This window comes from Klebsiella michiganensis (assembly GCF_015139575.1).
GTDB lineage: Bacteria > Pseudomonadota > Gammaproteobacteria > Enterobacterales > Enterobacteriaceae > Klebsiella > Klebsiella michiganensis.
The window spans coordinates 569,998-586,791 of the sequence record NZ_AP022547.1 but is presented as its reverse complement, the minus strand read 5'-3'; the positions used below and the strand labels follow the sequence as shown (position 1 = coordinate 586,791).

Annotated in this window: 24 protein-coding genes; 13 read left to right on the top strand and 11 right to left on the bottom strand. The window is 54.4% G+C overall.

Annotation, left to right across the window (positions count from 1 at the left end; genetic code table 11):
* Window positions 1-52: 52 nt before the first annotated feature.
* Together rpmA and rplU are read right to left on the bottom strand one after the other, a co-directional pair.
* Complete coding sequence (rpmA, locus tag JLG71_RS02825) at window positions 53-310, bottom strand: 50S ribosomal protein L27 (RefSeq protein WP_003861831.1); 258 nt, start codon at window positions 308-310, stop codon at window positions 53-55.
* 19 nt (window positions 311-329) lie between these two features.
* Window positions 330-641: a 50S ribosomal protein L21 gene (gene rplU, locus JLG71_RS02820; protein ID WP_004106123.1), complete on the bottom strand. Its 312-nt coding sequence runs from the start codon at window positions 639-641 to the stop codon at window positions 330-332.
* A gap of 260 nt (window positions 642-901) precedes the next feature.
* Between rplU and ispB the strand changes: the two genes are divergently transcribed.
* Both ispB and sfsB read left to right on the top strand, forming a co-directional pair.
* Window positions 902-1,873: an octaprenyl diphosphate synthase gene (gene ispB / locus JLG71_RS02815; protein ID WP_004854564.1), complete on the top strand. Its 972-nt coding sequence runs from the start codon at window positions 902-904 to the stop codon at window positions 1,871-1,873.
* A 197-nt stretch (window positions 1,874-2,070) separates the two neighbouring features.
* Window positions 2,071-2,343, top strand: coding sequence for a DNA-binding transcriptional regulator SfsB (gene sfsB / locus JLG71_RS02810; RefSeq protein ID WP_004854566.1), 273 nt, complete (start codon window positions 2,071-2,073; stop codon window positions 2,341-2,343).
* A gap of 55 nt (window positions 2,344-2,398) precedes the next feature.
* On the opposite strand, the gene murA is transcribed toward sfsB, so the two are convergent.
* The 7 genes from murA to mlaF form a co-directional block, all read right to left on the bottom strand.
* Complete coding sequence (gene murA, locus JLG71_RS02805; protein ID WP_004854569.1) at window positions 2,399-3,658, bottom strand: UDP-N-acetylglucosamine 1-carboxyvinyltransferase; 1,260 nt, start codon at window positions 3,656-3,658, stop codon at window positions 2,399-2,401.
* Window positions 3,659-3,712: 54 nt separating this feature from the next.
* Window positions 3,713-3,967, bottom strand: a complete 255-nt coding sequence (ibaG, locus tag JLG71_RS02800) for a BolA family iron metabolism protein IbaG (protein ID WP_148849739.1) — start codon at window positions 3,965-3,967, stop codon at window positions 3,713-3,715.
* A 135-nt stretch (window positions 3,968-4,102) separates the two neighbouring features.
* Window positions 4,103-4,393 carry a lipid asymmetry maintenance protein MlaB gene (gene mlaB / locus JLG71_RS02795; protein ID WP_014839634.1) on the bottom strand — a complete coding sequence of 97 codons (291 nt, stop codon included), beginning with the start codon at window positions 4,391-4,393 and terminating at the stop codon, window positions 4,103-4,105.
* Window positions 4,393-5,028, bottom strand: a complete 636-nt coding sequence (mlaC, locus tag JLG71_RS02790; RefSeq protein WP_004125682.1) for a phospholipid-binding protein MlaC — start codon at window positions 5,026-5,028, stop codon at window positions 4,393-4,395. The genes mlaB and mlaC overlap by 1 nt, the downstream gene beginning before the upstream one ends.
* A gap of 18 nt (window positions 5,029-5,046) precedes the next feature.
* The gene (gene mlaD, locus JLG71_RS02785) at window positions 5,047-5,598 is read right to left on the bottom strand and encodes an outer membrane lipid asymmetry maintenance protein MlaD (protein ID WP_014226983.1); all 552 of its coding nucleotides are present in this window, start codon (window positions 5,596-5,598) and stop codon (window positions 5,047-5,049) included.
* A gap of 4 nt (window positions 5,599-5,602) precedes the next feature.
* A complete protein-coding gene (gene mlaE / locus JLG71_RS02780) occupies window positions 5,603-6,385 on the bottom strand; it encodes a lipid asymmetry maintenance ABC transporter permease subunit MlaE (RefSeq protein ID WP_004125690.1) in 783 nt (260 codons plus the stop codon).
* A gap of 7 nt (window positions 6,386-6,392) precedes the next feature.
* Window positions 6,393-7,205 (bottom strand): phospholipid ABC transporter ATP-binding protein MlaF, encoded by an 813-nt coding sequence (gene mlaF, locus JLG71_RS02775; protein ID WP_004125691.1) that lies wholly within the window; start codon window positions 7,203-7,205, stop codon window positions 6,393-6,395.
* A gap of 209 nt (window positions 7,206-7,414) precedes the next feature.
* Here mlaF and JLG71_RS02770 point away from each other — a divergent pair, with 209 nt between their 5' ends.
* From JLG71_RS02770 to npr, 11 genes are all read left to right on the top strand, one after another.
* A complete protein-coding gene (locus JLG71_RS02770) occupies window positions 7,415-8,392 on the top strand; it encodes a calcium/sodium antiporter (RefSeq protein ID WP_004854581.1) in 978 nt (325 codons plus the stop codon).
* Window positions 8,389-9,393, top strand: coding sequence for an arabinose-5-phosphate isomerase KdsD (kdsD, locus tag JLG71_RS02765; RefSeq protein WP_160741439.1), 1,005 nt, complete (start codon window positions 8,389-8,391; stop codon window positions 9,391-9,393). The genes JLG71_RS02770 and kdsD overlap by 4 nt, the downstream gene beginning before the upstream one ends.
* A 14-nt stretch (window positions 9,394-9,407) precedes the next feature.
* Entirely contained in the window at window positions 9,408-9,974 is a 567-nt protein-coding gene (kdsC, locus tag JLG71_RS02760) for a 3-deoxy-manno-octulosonate-8-phosphatase KdsC (protein ID WP_004854584.1), read from the top strand.
* Window positions 9,971-10,546 (top strand): LPS export ABC transporter periplasmic protein LptC, encoded by a 576-nt coding sequence (gene lptC, locus JLG71_RS02755; protein WP_004854587.1) that lies wholly within the window; start codon window positions 9,971-9,973, stop codon window positions 10,544-10,546. Before kdsC ends, lptC begins: the two co-directional genes overlap by 4 nt.
* Window positions 10,515-11,060, top strand: a complete 546-nt coding sequence (gene lptA, locus JLG71_RS02750; protein ID WP_004125703.1) for a lipopolysaccharide ABC transporter substrate-binding protein LptA — start codon at window positions 10,515-10,517, stop codon at window positions 11,058-11,060. Before lptC ends, lptA begins: the two co-directional genes overlap by 32 nt.
* A gap of 6 nt (window positions 11,061-11,066) precedes the next feature.
* Window positions 11,067-11,792 carry an LPS export ABC transporter ATP-binding protein gene (gene lptB, locus JLG71_RS02745; RefSeq protein WP_004125705.1) on the top strand — a complete coding sequence of 242 codons (726 nt, stop codon included), beginning with the start codon at window positions 11,067-11,069 and terminating at the stop codon, window positions 11,790-11,792.
* Window positions 11,793-11,839: 47 nt separating this feature from the next.
* Window positions 11,840-13,273, top strand: a complete 1,434-nt coding sequence (gene rpoN, locus JLG71_RS02740; RefSeq protein ID WP_025108150.1) for an RNA polymerase factor sigma-54 — start codon at window positions 11,840-11,842, stop codon at window positions 13,271-13,273.
* A 22-nt stretch (window positions 13,274-13,295) separates the two neighbouring features.
* Window positions 13,296-13,583 (top strand): ribosome hibernation promoting factor, encoded by a 288-nt coding sequence (hpf, locus tag JLG71_RS02735; RefSeq protein WP_004106167.1) that lies wholly within the window; start codon window positions 13,296-13,298, stop codon window positions 13,581-13,583.
* A 65-nt stretch (window positions 13,584-13,648) separates the two neighbouring features.
* On the top strand, window positions 13,649-14,137 hold the full coding sequence (gene ptsN / locus JLG71_RS02730) for a PTS IIA-like nitrogen regulatory protein PtsN (protein ID WP_004854593.1): 489 nt from the start codon (window positions 13,649-13,651) through the stop codon (window positions 14,135-14,137).
* A gap of 45 nt (window positions 14,138-14,182) precedes the next feature.
* Window positions 14,183-15,037 (top strand): RNase adapter RapZ, encoded by an 855-nt coding sequence (gene rapZ, locus JLG71_RS02725; RefSeq protein ID WP_004106169.1) that lies wholly within the window; start codon window positions 14,183-14,185, stop codon window positions 15,035-15,037.
* A complete protein-coding gene (gene npr, locus JLG71_RS02720; protein WP_004106170.1) occupies window positions 15,034-15,306 on the top strand; it encodes a PTS phosphocarrier protein NPr in 273 nt (90 codons plus the stop codon). The genes rapZ and npr overlap by 4 nt, the downstream gene beginning before the upstream one ends.
* 51 nt (window positions 15,307-15,357) lie before the next feature.
* Here npr and mtgA read toward each other — a convergent pair whose 3' ends face one another.
* A complete protein-coding gene (mtgA, locus tag JLG71_RS02715; protein WP_014226984.1) occupies window positions 15,358-16,083 on the bottom strand; it encodes a monofunctional biosynthetic peptidoglycan transglycosylase in 726 nt (241 codons plus the stop codon).
* A complete protein-coding gene (gene elbB, locus JLG71_RS02710) occupies window positions 16,080-16,733 on the bottom strand; it encodes an isoprenoid biosynthesis glyoxalase ElbB (RefSeq protein ID WP_014226985.1) in 654 nt (217 codons plus the stop codon). Before elbB ends, mtgA begins: the two co-directional genes overlap by 4 nt.
* Between the last annotated feature and the right edge of the window lie 61 nt (window positions 16,734-16,794).

The following is a 16,794-nucleotide window of genomic DNA, read 5'->3' as shown; positions in this document are numbered from 1 at the left end:
AAGCCCCGCAACACGTTGCGGGGCTTTAATCCGTTACCGGACCACGAAAAACTTACTCAGCAACGATGCTGATGTATTTACGGTTGTTCGGGCCTTTAACTTCGAATTTCACTTTACCGTCTGCTTTAGCAAACAGAGTGTGGTCACGACCGCAACCTACGTTAGTGCCAGCGTGGAATTTGGTACCACGTTGACGAACGATGATGCTACCCGCCAGAACGGATTCGCCACCGAAACGCTTAACGCCCAGGCGTTTAGCTTCTGAATCGCGACCGTTACGAGTTGAGCCGCCAGCCTTTTTATGTGCCATTTAAATCTCTCCTCAGGTCTTAGGCGCTGATGCCAGTAATTTTCACATCAGTGAACCACTGACGATGGCCCTGCTGCTTACGGTAGTGTTTACGACGACGAAACTTAACGATTTTAACTTTCTCGCCACGACCGTGTGCAACAACTTCAGCTTTGATTACGCCGCCCTCAACGAAAGGAACGCCGATTTTAATTTCTTCACCGTTTGCGATCATCAGCACTTCTGCGAACTCAACAGCTTCGCCAGTTGCGATGTCCAGCTTTTCCAGGCGAATGGTTTGACCTTCGCTTACTCGGTGTTGTTTACCACCACTTTGGAAAACCGCGTACATATAAAACTCCGCTTCCGCGCACCTCTTCGTATGATTCAGAGTGCGCTATAAATATTCACAATAGGGCGCGAATATTACGCAAAACGCGAGCCTTTGACAAGAGCGATCAGCGATCAACGCAGAAAAAAAACACAACTTTCACTCCAGCGTTTAACTACGGCAATTTTTCAGTACAATCATAGCTTCTTTTAATTCTATCTTAATCCTTCTGTGATCCCATTCGGATACGCGGTAACAGGACATTTGGCCCGGCTTTTGCGATGAATTTAGAAAAAATCAATGAGTTAACCGCGCAGGATATGGCGGGCGTCAATGCGACAATTCTTGAGCAACTCGACTCTGATGTTCAGCTTATCAATCAGTTAGGCTATTACATTGTTAGCGGAGGCGGTAAACGCATTCGCCCGATGATTGCCGTACTGGCCGCGCGTGCCGTTGGATATCAGGGAAACGCTCACGTCGCCATTGCCGCGCTGATCGAATTTATCCATACCGCCACCCTGCTGCATGATGATGTCGTCGATGAGTCTGATATGCGCCGGGGAAAAGCCACCGCAAACGCCGCTTTTGGCAATGCGGCTAGCGTGCTGGTCGGTGATTTTATCTACACCCGCGCCTTTCAGATGATGACCAGCCTTGGGTCATTGAGAGTGCTGGAAGTGATGTCGGAAGCCGTTAACGTCATTGCCGAAGGGGAAGTCCTGCAGTTGATGAACGTTAACGACCCGGATATCACTGAAGAAAACTACATGCGGGTCATTTACAGCAAGACCGCACGTTTGTTTGAAGCCGCAGCCCAGTGCTCCGGCATTCTGGCCGACTGCAGCGCGGAACAAGAGAAAGCGTTACAGGATTACGGACGCTATCTGGGTACCGCTTTCCAGCTGATCGACGATCTGCTTGACTACAGTTCAGACGGTGAGCGTCTGGGTAAAAACGTCGGTGACGATCTGAATGAAGGCAAACCCACCCTTCCGCTGCTGCATGCTATGCAACACGGCAACGCAGAGCAGTCCGCCATGATCCGTGGGGCGATTGAGCAGGGTAATGGCCGTCATCTTCTCGACGCCGTACTGGAAACGATGGCAACCTGCGGCTCGCTGGAATGGACCCAAAAACGCGCGGAGGAAGAGGCTGATAAAGCGATTGCCGCGCTTCAGGTCCTTCCCGATTCTCCGTGGCGTGAAGCGCTAATCGGTCTTGCCCACATCGCTGTGCAACGCGATCACTAACCCCTCCTCTTGCTTTCCCGCGCAAACCGCGGGAAAGTTCCAGTAAGCGTCAAAAAACCAAGAACCAGCCGTATACCTTGATATATTCCTAATATCAAACCCATTAAAAGAACTTGTTAGAACATTACTGGAACCCACGGTATAGTCATTTTGTCGTCCATTAAGGACGCCAGGCATGTTTATTACCAGGAGAATTTATGGATAAGTTCATCGACTGGCATCCGGCGGATATTATTGCCGGATTACGCAAAAAAGGGACGTCGCTGGCAGCTGAATCGCGGCGTAATGGTTTAAGTTCTTCAACGCTCGCCAATGCGCTGACCCGGCCCTGGCCCAAGGGCGAGCTGATTATTGCTAACGCGCTGGAAACCGATCCGTGGGTAATATGGCCATCGCGCTATCACGATCCCCATACCCATCAGTTTATCGACAGAACGCAAATGATGCGCCCAAGGAAGAACAACAAGTAAAGCGAGGTTGCAGACAACAGCCCCCGGACAAACGTCAGAGGGCTGCTGCTACGGCTTATTCGCCTTTGACGCGTTCGATATTCGCACCAAGCGCCTGAAGCTTGTCTTCGATACGTTCGTAGCCGCGGTCAATGTGGTAAATACGATCGACAATCGTCGTACCTTCCGCAATACAGCCCGCCAGTACCAGGCTAGCTGATGCACGCAGATCCGTCGCCATCACCTGGGCGCCGGAAAGCTGCTTCACGCCGTGGCAAATCGCCGTATTGCTTTCGATTTCCGCATGCGCGCCCATACGGATCAGTTCCGGGATATGCATGAAACGGTTTTCGAAGATCGTCTCGGTGATCACGCCGGTGCCCTCGGCAACCAGATTCAGTAAGGTGAACTGAGCCTGCATGTCGGTCGGGAAGCCTGGGTGTGGGGCAGTACGCACGTTGACGGCCTTCGGACGATTGCCGTGCATGTCCAGGCTAATCCAGTCTTCGCCCGTTTCGATATCCGCACCGGCGTCGCGTAGCTTGGCCAGAACCGCATCAAGGGTATCCGGCTGGGCATTGCGGCACAGGATCTTACCGCCAGAAATCGCCGCCGCCACCAGGAACGTCCCGGTTTCAATACGATCCGGCAGAACGCGGTAGACGCCGCCACCGAGGCGCGCTACGCCTTCGATGGTGATGCGATCGGTACCCTGACCTTTGATCTTCGCACCCAGCGTGTTGAGAAAGTTCGCGGTATCGACAATTTCCGGCTCGCGCGCGGCGTTTTCGATAACGGTCGTACCTTCCGCCAGCGTCGCAGCGCTCATGATGGTCACGGTAGCGCCAACGCTGACCTTATCCATCACAATATGCGCGCCTTTCAGACGTCCATTAACCGACGCCTTGACATAACCCTCTTCCAGCTTGATTTCCGCACCCAGCTGCTCAAGGCCGGTAATGTGTAAATCAACGGGGCGCGCGCCGATGGCGCAGCCCCCGGGAAGAGAAACCTGCCCCTGGCCAAAACGCGCCACCAGCGGTCCCAGCGCCCAAATAGACGCGCGCATGGTTTTGACGAGGTCATACGGAGCACAGAAAACGTCGACCGGGCCGGCATCGATCCATACGGAGCCGTTGCGCTTAACGTTCGCGCCCAGCTGGCTCAGCAGTTTCATGGTGGTATCGATGTCTTTCAGCTTCGGTACGTTTTGGATCTCAATCGGCTCTTCGGCTAATAGCGCGGCAAAGAGGATTGGCAGGGCGGCGTTTTTCGCGCCGGAAATGGTGACCTCGCCCTGAAGACGAGTTGGCCCCTGAACACGGAATTTATCCATTGATTCTGTTCTCTGTTAAGAATTCACATACGCTGCGGGGAACATCCCCACAGCTTATAAGCCATTAAGTTTGCGGTCTCGCGCCCACTCCTGCGGAGTAAACGCTTTAATCGACAGAGCATGGATGCGGTTATCGGCAATATATTCCATCAGCGGGGCATAGATAGCCTGTTGCTTCTTGACCCGACTAATGCCGTCGAACATCTCACCCACAGCAATAACCTGAAAGTGGCTGCCATCGCCAGAGACGTGGACTTCCTGAAGGGAGAGTGCGTTCATCAGCACGGTCTGAATTTCATGATTTTCCATGGGCTACATTTATCTGATAGTGAAAACAGCCCAACATCTTAGAGGAAAGTGGCGCCGTCTTAAACAAGCAAAAAGCCCCATCGAAAAGTTTGATGGGGCTTTCAGAATAGCTTCAGCACTAAGGCACTGAAAAAGTTATGGGATCATATCAGCAGGAAGGTTATACAACCTGACCAGGGTTTGCAGATTTTCACTCTTCCCGGTCAACTTCGCTTCCCCGCCCTGCCGACGAACCAGTGCGATAAAATGCACTAATAGCGCCAGCCCGGCGGTGTCCACGCGGGTCACGGCGCTCAGGTCGATGGCGGACACGCCATCCGTCGCCTGCGCGCGCGCTTCCCACAGCGGGACCAAAAGATCCTGGTCCAGCTCTCCGCGCAGCGCCAGCGTCTCACCATCGCGAGCCCAGCTCAGCTGCCCGGTCATTATTTTTTCTGTTCCAGAGTAATCGGCTGCGCTGAGCTTGCCTTCAGCTGCGCCGTCAGACCATCAACGCCTTTAGTACGCAGCAGGTCGCTCCACTCGTTTTGTTTAGTGGTGATCATGCTCACCCCTTCCGCAATCATGTCGTACGCCTGCCAGTTACCGGTCTGGGTATTTTTACGCCACTGGAAATCCAGGCGCACCGGCGGACGGCCATTCGGATCAAGGATGGTGACGCGGATAGGAACAATGGTCGCGCTGCCCAAAGGCTGCTCAGGGGCAATCTGATAGGTCTGACCGTGATACATCGCCAGCGCCTGGCCATAGGCCTGCTTCAGATATTCGCGGAAGGCGGCAAAATAGGCTTCACGCTGCGCCGGGGTCGCTTCTTTGTAATAACGGCCTAACACCAGCGCGCCGGCGTATTTCACCTGAACATAGGGCAGCAGTTCCTGATCGACGATATCGCGCAGGTAGTTCGGATTAGCCTGAATCTTCGGCTGCTCGTTCTTGAGGCGATCGAAGGTTTTCTGCGCCGCTTCGTCCATCAGCTTGTACGGATTGGACTGATCCGCGGCGGTGGCCGCAGTCAAGGGGGCAATCACCAGCATGGCGACCATTAGTAAGCGTTTAAACATATCTTAACTCTCCTGAAATTAGTGCGTCGTGCCGGCTGGCGGCGTAGCGTCAGTATGACTCTCTCCAGCAGCCTGTTCATCGCCAGAATTCTTATTGTCGCTACCTTTACTGTTATAAAGGAACTGGCCTATCAAATCTTCCAGCACCATTGCGGATTTGGTGTCCTGAATGGTACCGCCATCTTTAAGGATAGTGGTTCCCAGCTCAGGATCTTCAAACCCGATATTCATCGCCAGGTACTGTTCGCCCAGCAGACCGGAAGTTCGGATCGCCAGCGAGCTGGTATCCGGAATATGGTTGTAGCGCTCATCAATATCGAGCGCGACGCGAGGCAGGTAGGTCTTAGGATCGAGCGTAATATCCGCCACGCGTCCAACGACAACGCCGCCAATCCGCACCGGAGAGCGCGCTTTGAGACCGCCGATATTGTCAAAAGTGGCATAGAGCCGATAAGTCGGTTCGGTACGTAAAGAGGTTACGTTTGCCGCCTTCAGGCAGACAAACAGCGCGGCCAGCAGCGCAACCAGTAAAAACACCCCTACCCAGATTTCATTTTTTCTCGTTTGCATGAACTCAATTCCCAAACATCAGCGCAGTCAGCACAAAATCCAGCCCCAGAACCGCCAGCGACGCATGCACCACGGTACGCGTCGTCGCCCGGCTAATCCCGGCGGAAGTGGGGATAGCGTCATAACCGTTAAATAACGCGATCCATGTTACCGTAATGGCGAAAACCAGGCTCTTAATCAGGCAGTTAACCAGATCCATCCGCCAGTCAACGGCGTTTTGCATCGCGCTCCAGAAAAATCCGCCATCGATGCCCTTCCAGCTGACACCGACCAGCGAGCCGCCCCAAACGCCGACCGCCACAAAAATAATCGTTAACAACGGCAGTGAAATCACCCCCGCCCAGAAACGCGGAGAGATCACGCGGCGAAGCGGGTCGACCGCCATCATCTCCATACTGGAGAGCTGCTCCGTTGCGCGCATCAGGCCAATTTCAGCAGTCAGCGCCGAGCCGGCACGCCCGGCAAACAGCAGCGCGGCGACCACCGGTCCCAGCTCACGCAGCAGCGACAGCGCCACCAGCATGCCCAGACTGGTTTCGGCGCTATAGGTGGTCAACACCAGATAGCCCTGCAGACCCAGCACCATACCGATAAACAGCCCCGATACAATGATGATCAGCATCGATAGCACGCCAACGTTGTACAGCTGACGCACCAGCAGCGGCGCATGCTTGCGAAACTCAGGCTTGCCCACAACCGCGTTGAAGAGCATTAATCCAGCACGCCCGAACGTCGCGATAGTTTTTATACCGCGATGCCCAAGCGCGGCTAGCGCATTTAACAACATGAGTCGCTTAACTCCCTTTGCCCAATAAATCATGATGATAATCACCCGCCGGATAGCGGAACGGCACCGGGCCGTCGGCGATACCATCAATGAACTGACGAACCCGAGGATCGGCATTTTCACGCAGCGACTGCGCGCTCCCATGCGCTACGACCTTTTTGTCCGCCACGATATATGCAAAGTCCGCGATGCTGAGCACCTCCGGCACATCATGCGAAACCACGATACAGGTGACACCCAGGGTGCTATTGAGTTCAGAAATCAGCTTCACCAGCACCCCCATCGTAATGGGGTCCTGCCCGACAAAGGGCTCATCGAACATGATTAAATCAGGTTCGAGCGCAATCGCCCTCGCCAGGGCGGCACGGCGCGCCATGCCGCCGGAAAGCTCAGAAGGCATCAGCTTCGCGGCTCCGCGTAGCCCAACGGCTTCCAGCTTCATCATCACCGTGGTGTGCAGCAGCGCTTCCGGCAGACGCGTATGCTCGCGCAGCGGATAAGCGACGTTATCGAACACATTCAGATCGGTGAACAGCGCGCCGGACTGAAACAGCATGCTCATGCGCTTGCGGACGGTATACAGGCGCGAACGCGACATCTGCGGTACGTTTTCACCATCAAACAGGATTTCGCCTTTATCGGGCGGGATCTGACCGCCGATGAGACGTAACAGGGTGGTTTTGCCGATCCCTGATGGCCCCATTATCGCGGTGATCTTGCCGCGGGGTACCGATAGCGAGATATCATCGAAGATCACGCGATCGCCCCTCGAGAAGCGAATACCGCGCACTTCGACTAGATTCGCCGAACTCTGGCTCATAAAATCATCCTTACTAGACACCCGTCGGGCTAAGCATGGCGCTTTCTTTCACCACAAACCCAACATTTTTACAGAATCTTACCCGCCCGGGTTAGCGAAAGCTGGCATTTGTTTTACTTTTGGCACACATAAAGTCAAAATTAAGAATTCGTTACGCTGCCTACGGACGGCCAGCGAGGCGACGATTATACCTGAAGAAAGGACTTTAGATGCTCTTAGCGACGGCTCTGTTAATTATTGGTTTATTGCTGGTTGTCTACAGCGCCGATCGTCTGGTCTACGCCGCTTCAATACTCTGCCGTATGCTGGGGATCCCTCCCCTGATTATTGGCATGACGGTAGTCAGCATCGGTACCAGTTTGCCGGAAGTGATTGTTTCCGCCGCCGCTTCCCTGCATGGGCAAACCGATCTGGCGATCGGCACCGCTCTCGGATCGAATATCACCAATATCCTGCTGATCCTCGGCCTCACCGCGCTGTTTCAACCTTTTACCGTGCATTCTGATATCCTGCGCCGCGAATTGCCGTTAATGTTGCTGGTTAGTTTACTGGCAGGATTTGTGCTGTACGACGGCCAGCTTACGCGGATAGACGGCCTTTTTTTGCTGGCGCTGGCCATTCTGTGGCTGCTGTTTACCCTTAAAATTGCCCGCCTTGCGGAACGCCAGGGTAACGACAGCCTGACCCGTGAACAGCTGGCGGAGCTGCCGCGAGAAGGCTCGCTTCCCGTCGCGCTGCTCTGGTTGGGCGTCGCGATGATTGTGATGCCGATGGCTACGCGGATGGTGGTCGATAACGCCACGGTGCTGGCAAACTTTTTTGCTATCAGCGAACTGACCGTCGGCTTAACGGTCGTCGCTATCGGCACCAGCCTGCCCGAGCTGGCCACGGCCATCGCCGGAGCGCGAAAAGGCGAAAATGACATCGCTATCGGCAATATCATTGGCGCTAATATTCTTAATATTGTACTGGTCCTCGGGCTCCCCGCGCTGATTGCGCCAGGCACCTTTGCCGCCGAGGCCTTTACCCGCGATTATGGCGTCATGCTGCTGGTCAGCCTGATCTTCGCCGCGCTGTGCTGGCGCCGTAAGCAGCAGCCCGGTCGCCTTGCCGGTGCCCTGCTGCTGGGTGGTTTTGTGCTTTGGTTAGCGATGCTGTACTGGACAGCGCCGCTCTTCGTTGAATGATTCGGGATAACATTATGTCGCAAATAGATTTGCCAGCGGATTTTGACTTTCAACGGGCAGGCCGCGAGGTTCTGGACATTGAACGTGAAGGTCTGGCCCAGCTCGATCAATACATTAATGAAGATTTTACCCGTGCCTGTGAGACCATTTTCCGCTGTACCGGTAAAGTTGTGGTGATGGGAATGGGGAAATCCGGCCATATCGGGCGAAAAATGGCAGCCACTTTCGCCAGTACCGGAACGTCATCTTTCTTCGTTCATCCCGGTGAGGCCGCGCACGGCGATTTAGGCATGGTAACTCCATGCGACGTGGTGATCGCGCTATCCAACTCGGGCGAGTCAAATGAAATCCTCGCCCTGATTCCGGTGCTTAAGCGCCAGCAGGTGGCGCTGATTTGTATCACCAGCCGACCGGAAAGCAGTATGGCGCGCGCGGCGGATATTCACCTGTGCGTGAAGGTGCCCAAAGAGGCCTGCCCGTTAGGGCTGGCCCCCACGTCAAGCACCACCGCCGCGCTGGTCATGGGCGATGCCCTTGCCGTAGCGCTGCTGGAAGCCCGCGGTTTTACCGCTGAAGATTTTGCGCTATCGCACCCTGGCGGCGCTCTGGGCCGTAAGCTACTGCTGCGGGTCAATGATATCATGCACACCGGCGATGAAATTCCGCACGTTGGCCTGGAGGCCACGCTCCGCGATGCGTTGCTGGAAATCACGCGCAAAAATTTAGGCATGACCGCCATTTGCGATGATGAAATGAATATCATCGGCATCTTCACCGATGGCGATCTGCGCCGCGTATTTGATACCGGCATTGATATGCGTAACGCCAGTATTGCCGAAGTGATGACGCGAGGCGGAATCCGCATCCGTCCCGGCACGCTGGCCGTTGATGCGCTGAACCTGATGCAGTCCCGTCATATCACCTGCGTGCTGGTTGCTGATGGCGACCGTCTGGTAGGTGTGATACATATGCACGATCTCCTGCGCGCGGGCGTAGTGTAAGTAAGGAAAAAATAATGAATAATGCTGATGCCCTGATAGCGACCTGCTACGGGCCGGTAAGCCAGGACTTTCTTGACCGGGCGGCGAAGATCCGTTTATTGATACTAGATGTAGACGGCGTTTTGTCCGACGGTCTTATCTATATGGGTAACAACGGCGAAGAGCTGAAGGCGTTTAACGTGCGCGACGGCTACGGTATCCGCTGCGCCCTGACTTCAGATATTGAAGTGGCGATAATTACCGGGCGAAACGCTAAACTGGTGGAAGATCGCTGCCAAACGCTGGGCATTACGCATCTCTACCAGGGGCAGTCGGATAAGCTGCTGGCGTTTCGTGAACTACTCAATAAACTGGCCGTTAGCGCGGATGAAGTCGCCTATATTGGCGACGATCTGATCGACTGGCCGGTGATGGCTGAAGTGGGTTTAAGCATAGCGGTAGCCGATGCGCATCCGCTGCTGCTCCCGCGCGCGGATTACGTTACTCGTATCAACGGGGGTCGCGGAGCGGTACGCGAAGTGTGCGATTTGCTACTATTGGCGCAGGGCAAGCTGGATGAGGCCAAAGGGCAATCTATATGAGTAAAACCAGACGTTGGGTTATCATTTTACTGTCGCTGGTCGCGCTGATCCTGATCGGCCTGAACCTGGCGAGTACGGACGATACCACCCAGCAAGCGATCAATCCTGACGATCCAACGTATACCAGCGAGCATACTGATACCGTCGTGTATAGTCCCGAAGGGGCGCTTAACTACCGGCTCATCGCGGAACACGTGGAGTATTTTTCCGAACAGCAGCTCTCGTGGTTCACAAAACCGGTGATGACCACCTTTGATACCAATAAAGTACCAACCTGGTCTATCAAAGCGGATAAAGCTAAGTTGACGAATGACCGCATGCTGTATCTTTACGGGCACGTTGAGGTAAATGCGCTGACGGCGGATTCTCAACTGCGCAAAATTACGACGGATAACGCCCAGATAAACCTGGTGACGCAGGATGTTACCTCCGATGACATGGTGACGTTGTACGGAACAACATTTAATTCCAGCGGCCTGAAAATGCGCGGGAACCTGCGCAGTAAAAATGCCGAGCTGATTGAAAAGGTTAGAACCTCATATGAAATTCAGAACAAACAAACTCAGCCTTAAGATTGCGCTCGCCAGCGCCTTACTGGCCGCCAGCCTGTCGGCACAGGCAAAGACAGGTGATACCGATCAGCCGATTCACATTGAATCCGATCAGCAGTCGCTGGATATGCAGGGCAACGTCGTCACCTTTACGGGGAATGTTGTCGTCACTCAGGGAACGATCAAAATCAACGCCGACAAAGTTGTTGTGACCCGTCCGGGTGGAGAGAAAGGCAAAGAGGTTATTGATGGCTACGGTAACCCGGCCACCTTCTACCAGATGCAGGACAACGGTAAGCCGGTAAAAGGCCGCGCGTCGAAAATGCATTATGAACTGCAAAACGACTTTGTCGTCCTGACCGGCAATGCGCATCTGGAACAGATCGATAGCAATATCCAGGGCGACAAAATCACTTACCTGGTGAAAGAGCAAAAAATGCAGGCCTTCAGCAATAAAGGCGGGCGCGTGACCACGGTTCTGGTTCCTTCGCAGCTGCAGGACAAGGGTAGCGATCAGTCAAAGAAGGGTAAGTAATTCGTTATGGCAACATTAACTGCAAAGAATCTTGCTAAAGCCTATAAAGGCCGCCGCGTTGTAGAAGACGTCAGCCTGACCGTGAATTCGGGCGAGATTGTTGGTCTGCTCGGTCCGAACGGTGCCGGTAAAACCACCACGTTCTATATGGTCGTTGGTATCGTACCGCGCGACGCCGGCAACATTATCATCGATGATGAAGATATCAGCCTGCTGCCCCTGCACGCGCGCGCGCGTCGCGGAATCGGCTATTTGCCGCAGGAGGCCTCCATATTCCGCCGCCTGAGCGTTTACGATAACCTGATGGCGGTACTGCAGATTCGCGACGACCTGAGCAACGAGCAGCGTGAAGACCGGGCGAAAGAGCTGATGGAGGAGTTTCACATTGAGCATCTGCGCGATAGCCTCGGCCAGGCGCTCTCCGGTGGTGAACGCCGCCGCGTCGAGATCGCCCGCGCGCTGGCCGCTAACCCGAAATTTATCCTGCTGGATGAACCCTTCGCCGGCGTGGACCCCATCTCCGTCATTGATATCAAACGCATTATTGAACACCTGCGCGACAGCGGTCTTGGCGTCCTGATAACCGACCATAACGTCCGGGAAACGCTGGCCGTGTGTGAGCGTGCTTATATCGTCAGCCAGGGCCACCTGATAGCTCACGGTACGCCACAGCAAATCCTTGAAGACGAGCAGGTTAAGCGCGTGTATCTTGGGGAAGACTTCAGACTCTGATAGGGTAGAGGTTACAGACGTTTTAGCCGGAGATATTGGCCCTGAATATGAAGCAAGGTTTGCAATTAAGGCTAAGCCAACAGCTTGCCATGACGCCACAACTGCAGCAGGCGATTCGTCTACTGCAGCTGTCCACGTTAGAACTCCAGCAAGAACTCCAGCAGGCGCTGGACAGCAACCCGTTGCTGGAGCAAACCGATCTTCACGATGAGGTAGAAACCAAAGAGGCCGAAGATCGTGAGTCTCTGGATACCGTCGATGCCCTTGAGCAGAAAGACATGCCCGAAGAGCTGCCGCTTGATGCCAGCTGGGATGAGATTTACACCGCCGGAACGCCGTCAGGCAACGGCGTTGATTACCAGGATGATGAACTGCCCGTCTACCAGGGCGAGACCACGCAAAGCCTGCAGGATTATCTGATGTGGCAGGTTGAACTGACGCCCTTCACCGATACCGATCGCGCGATCGCGACCTCTATCGTCGATGCCGTTGATGATACTGGCTACCTGACCGTTCCTGTCGAAGACATCGTGGAAAGTATTGGCGATGATGAAATCGGGCTTGAAGAAGTAGAAGCGGTTCTCAAGCGCATTCAGCGTTTCGATCCCGTCGGCGTAGCGGCAAAAGATTTACGCGATTGCCTGCTGGTTCAGCTTTCACAGTTTGCCAAAGAGACGCCGTGGATTGATGAAGCTCGCCTGATCATCAGCGAACACCTTGATCTGCTTGCCAATCACGACTTCCGTAGCCTGATGCGCGTGACCCGCCTCAAAGAAGACGTGCTAAAGGAAGCGGTAAATCTGATCCAATCGCTGGATCCGCGCCCGGGCCAGTCGATCCAGACTGGCGAGCCAGAATATGTCATTCCTGACGTTCTGGTGCGTAAAGTGAACGATCGTTGGGTCGTTGAGCTCAATTCAGATAGCCTTCCGCGCCTGAAGATCAACCAGCACTATGCCGCCATGGGTAACAGTACGCGCAATGACGCGGACGGCCAGTTTATCCGCAGCAACCTGCAGGAAGCGCGCTGGCTTATCAAGAGCCTCGAGAGCCGCAACGACACCCTTCTGCGCGTCAGCCGCTGCATTGTCGAACAGCAGCAGGCTTTTTTTGAACAAGGTGAAGAGTTTATGAAACCGATGGTGCTGGCGGACATCGCTCAGGCCGTCGAAATGCATGAATCCACCATTTCACGCGTTACTACGCAAAAATACCTGCACAGTCCGCGCGGTATTTTTGAGCTGAAGTATTTCTTCTCCAGCCATGTAAACACCGAAGGCGGCGGCGAAGCATCGTCGACGGCCATTCGTGCGCTGGTGAAGAAATTAATCGCCGCGGAAAACCCCGCGAAACCATTGAGTGACAGTAAGCTCACCACCCTGCTATCCGATCAGGGTATTATGGTGGCGCGGCGAACCGTTGCTAAGTACCGAGAGTCTTTATCCATTCCGCCGTCAAATCAGCGTAAGCAGCTGGTTTGACCCAACCGATAAGGAAGACACTATGCAGCTCAACATTACAGGACACAACGTTGAAATAACCCCCGCGATGCGCGATTTCGTTACCGCGAAGTTCAGCAAACTGGAGCAGTTTTTCGACAGGATCAACCAGGTCTACATTGTGTTAAAAGTGGAGAAGGTGACGCAAATAGCGGACGCCAATCTGCATGTCAACGGTGGTGAAATCCATGCCAGTGCGGAAGGGCAGGATATGTATGCTGCGATCGATGGTCTTATCGATAAGCTGGCAAGACAGCTAACAAAACATAAAGATAAACTGAAACAACACTAATTGTCCGGGCAATAGCCTACGCCAACCGCCCGCAGGCGGTTGGCCAGGAGAGCTCAGGTGAAATTATGATAAATAACGATTCGGCTCTACAACTGAGCAATGTCCTTAACCAGGAATGTACCCGTAGCCAGGTTCACTGCCAGAGCAAAAAACGCGCGCTGGAAATCATCAGCGAGCTGGCGGCAAAGCAGCTAGGCTTACCGCCCCAGATCGTCTTCGAGGCGATCCTCACCCGTGAGAAAATGGGCAGTACCGGGATTGGCAACGGTATTGCGATCCCACACGGTAAACTCGAAGAGGATACGCTGCGGGCCGTGGGCGTTTTTGTTCAGTTGGAAACCCCAATTGCCTTCGATGCTATCGACAATCAACCCGTCGATCTGCTGTTTGCCCTTCTTGTCCCGGCCGATCAAACTAAAACGCATCTGCATACGCTCTCGCTGGTGGCGAAACGTCTGGCAGATAAAACTATTTGCCGCCGCCTGCGCGCTGCGCAAAGTGATGAAGAGCTGTATGAAATCATTACTGAAGCGGGAAGTAATAATGAGGCGTAACGGAAGTCGCACCTTACTCTTTTTCGTACTGAGGAGAAACGGTACATGGTACTGATGATCGTCAGCGGCCGTTCAGGGTCGGGGAAATCCGTCGCCCTGCGAGCGCTGGAAGATATGGGTTTTTACTGCGTCGATAACCTGCCGGTTGTGCTGTTGCCCGAGCTGGCGCGCTCGCTCGCCGACAGAAACATCTCGGCAGCCGTCAGCATTGACGTGCGTAACATGCCCGAGTCGCCGGAAATCTTCGAGCAGGCGATGAAAAATCTGCCCGCAGAATTTTCACCTCAGTTGCTGTTCCTGGATGCCGATCGTAACACCCTGATTCGCCGCTACAGCGACACGCGTCGTTTACATCCTCTGTCCAGTAAAAACCTGTCGCTGGAAAGCGCCATCGATGAAGAGAGCGACCTGCTGGAGCCTCTGCGTTCCCGCGCCGACCTGATCGTCGATACCTCAGAAATGTCGGTGCATGAGCTGGCAGAAATGCTGCGCACGCGTTTATTAGGCAAACGCGAGCGCGAACTGACGATGGTGTTTGAATCCTTTGGCTTTAAGCACGGTATACCTATCGATGCCGACTACGTTTTTGACGTGCGCTTTCTGCCGAACCCGCACTGGGATCCGAAGCTGCGTCCCATGACCGGCCTCGATAAGCCCGTCGCCGCCTTCCTCGACCGGCACACGGAAGTTCACAATTTTATCTACCAGACCCGCAGCTATCTTGAGCTATGGTTACCTATGCTGGAGACCAATAACCGCAGCTATTTGACGGTGGCCATTGGTTGTACCGGTGGTAAACACCGTTCGGTTTACATCGCCGAACAGCTGGCTGACTACTTCCGCTCGCGCGGTAAGAACGTGCAGTCTCGTCATCGGACGCTGGAAAAACGCAAATCATGACCGTTAAGCAAACCGTTGAAATCACCAATAAGCTGGGCATGCACGCTCGCCCGGCGATGAAGCTGTTTGAATTAATGCAGAACTATGATGCCGAGGTGCTGCTGCGTAATGATGAAGGTACCGAAGCGGAAGCAAATAGCGTGATTGCGCTGCTGATGCTCGATTCAGCTAAAGGGCGTCAGATCGAGATTGAAGCCAACGGCCCACAGGAAGTGGAGGCGCTGGCAGCGGTTATCGCGCTGTTCAACGCCGGGTTTGATGAGGATTAGCTTTCATTCCCCGGCGGCAGCGTGCCTTCCGGGTTACCGGTTGTGAAATCATCAATGCAGCTTATTCGCCTGCATAAACCCTTCCCCACCTAACTGCCTCATCTGGCGCAGGATCCACGCCTGACGGCTGCGAACATAACCCGATGGCGCATCGGCGCGGAAGCGTATTGGGTTAGGCAGCACCGCAGCGAGCAGCGCGGCTTCGGAAGCCGTCAGTTTACTGGCCGGTTTGTGAAAATAGCGCTGCGACGCGGCTTCAACGCCAAACGTCCCCTCACCAAATTCAGCAATATTGAGATAGACCGTGAGGATCCGCTTTTTACTCCATACCGTCTCAATGCCGACGGTCAGTCCCGCCTCCAGCCCTTTTCTCAGCCAGCTGCGGCCGTCCCACAGAAACAGGTTTTTTGCCGTCTGTTGCGACAGGGTTGAGGCGCCGCGAATGCGGTTCTCATTGCGTTCATTATGCGCCAGCGCCTTCTCAATGGCCGTGACGTCAAATCCCCAGTGTTCCGGGAATTTCTGATCTTCTGCGGCAATAACCGCCAGCCCCATCCACGGCGAAATTTCATCCATGTCCACCCAGTCGGAATGGGCGAGGTAATGAAAATCCCCTGAAAGCCAGGCGCCGACCTGCCGCTCCAGCATCACCGCCGAAAAAGGAACAGGTACGAAGCTAAACAGGGCAATCCCGCCGCCCCATAGCACCGCACAAGCCAACAGCAGCCTCAGCACAAAGCGCTTAATCAACCGCAACGGCGAAAAGCGAAATGTCATGCCGTCAGAACCAATACGCGAGAGACCAGTTTTTCAATGCCGCTCGCCGCTTCGGCGATGTTCTGCGCCAGCATATACGCGGGGGTCGTCACCACTTTGTTGTCTTCATCCACCACAATATCGTCGACCGGGCAAGGCACGTGTTCAGCCCCCATCTCCTCAACCGCGTCGGCAGTATCAAGATCGGTACCAATGGTCACGCGTAGCGGTATAGCAAATATTTTCGGCAACAGTGCCGGAGCGATACAGATAAAGCCCAACGGTTTACCCGCCTGATGCATCGCCAGCGCCAGCGCCTTGAGATCGCGATCGACTTCACATTCGCTCCCCTGTGAAGCAAAGCTGCTGAGGTTCTTTGCTGCACCAAAACCGCCGGGCACGATCAGCGCATCCAGCGCATCCGCTCGGGCATTGGCCAAAGGCTGAATCTCTCCGCGTGCGATACGCGCCGCTTCCACGAGCACATTACGGCTTTCCGCCTGCGCTTCGCCGGTCAGGTGATTGATAACATCGGTTTGCACTTTATCTGGCGCATAGCAGATGGCCTGAGCGCCGCTGCGGGCTATTGCCAGCAGGGTAATGACGGCTTCATGAATTTCACTTCCGTCATAAACGCCGCAGCCGCTCAGCACCACACCAATTTTCTTCATCACATCAGCCCCTTAGTACAAGTTTATGAAAGCAGTCAAAAATTTTGAATTACTCGCTATG

Coding starts and splice junctions, on each gene's coding strand:
- elbB (WP_014226985.1), bottom strand. CDS start 16,733: ATGAAGAAAATTGGTGTGGTGCTGAGCGGCTGCGGCGTTTATGACGGA.
- rapZ (WP_004106169.1), top strand. CDS start 14,183: ATGGTACTGATGATCGTCAGCGGCCGTTCAGGGTCGGGGAAATCCGTC.
- kdsC (WP_004854584.1), top strand. CDS start 9,408: ATGAATAATGCTGATGCCCTGATAGCGACCTGCTACGGGCCGGTAAGC.
- mlaE (WP_004125690.1), bottom strand. CDS start 6,385: ATGTTGTTAAATGCGCTAGCCGCGCTTGGGCATCGCGGTATAAAAACT.
- mlaC (WP_004125682.1), bottom strand. CDS start 5,028: ATGTTTAAACGCTTACTAATGGTCGCCATGCTGGTGATTGCCCCCTTG.
- hpf (WP_004106167.1), top strand. CDS start 13,296: ATGCAGCTCAACATTACAGGACACAACGTTGAAATAACCCCCGCGATG.
- rpoN (WP_025108150.1), top strand. CDS start 11,840: ATGAAGCAAGGTTTGCAATTAAGGCTAAGCCAACAGCTTGCCATGACG.
- rplU (WP_004106123.1), bottom strand. CDS start 641: ATGTACGCGGTTTTCCAAAGTGGTGGTAAACAACACCGAGTAAGCGAA.
- mlaD (WP_014226983.1), bottom strand. CDS start 5,598: ATGCAAACGAGAAAAAATGAAATCTGGGTAGGGGTGTTTTTACTGGTT.
- lptB (WP_004125705.1), top strand. CDS start 11,067: ATGGCAACATTAACTGCAAAGAATCTTGCTAAAGCCTATAAAGGCCGC.
- ptsN (WP_004854593.1), top strand. CDS start 13,649: ATGATAAATAACGATTCGGCTCTACAACTGAGCAATGTCCTTAACCAG.
- murA (WP_004854569.1), bottom strand. CDS start 3,658: ATGGATAAATTCCGTGTTCAGGGGCCAACTCGTCTTCAGGGCGAGGTC.
- npr (WP_004106170.1), top strand. CDS start 15,034: ATGACCGTTAAGCAAACCGTTGAAATCACCAATAAGCTGGGCATGCAC.
- ibaG (WP_148849739.1), bottom strand. CDS start 3,967: ATGGAAAATCATGAAATTCAGACCGTGCTGATGAACGCACTCTCCCTT.
- mtgA (WP_014226984.1), bottom strand. CDS start 16,083: ATGACATTTCGCTTTTCGCCGTTGCGGTTGATTAAGCGCTTTGTGCTG.
- ispB (WP_004854564.1), top strand. CDS start 902: ATGAATTTAGAAAAAATCAATGAGTTAACCGCGCAGGATATGGCGGGC.
- kdsD (WP_160741439.1), top strand. CDS start 8,389: ATGATTCGGGATAACATTATGTCGCAAATAGATTTGCCAGCGGATTTT.
- lptC (WP_004854587.1), top strand. CDS start 9,971: ATGAGTAAAACCAGACGTTGGGTTATCATTTTACTGTCGCTGGTCGCG.
- mlaF (WP_004125691.1), bottom strand. CDS start 7,205: ATGAGCCAGAGTTCGGCGAATCTAGTCGAAGTGCGCGGTATTCGCTTC.
- rpmA (WP_003861831.1), bottom strand. CDS start 310: ATGGCACATAAAAAGGCTGGCGGCTCAACTCGTAACGGTCGCGATTCA.
- lptA (WP_004125703.1), top strand. CDS start 10,515: ATGAAATTCAGAACAAACAAACTCAGCCTTAAGATTGCGCTCGCCAGC.
- JLG71_RS02770 (WP_004854581.1), top strand. CDS start 7,415: ATGCTCTTAGCGACGGCTCTGTTAATTATTGGTTTATTGCTGGTTGTC.
- sfsB (WP_004854566.1), top strand. CDS start 2,071: ATGGATAAGTTCATCGACTGGCATCCGGCGGATATTATTGCCGGATTA.
- mlaB (WP_014839634.1), bottom strand. CDS start 4,393: ATGACCGGGCAGCTGAGCTGGGCTCGCGATGGTGAGACGCTGGCGCTG.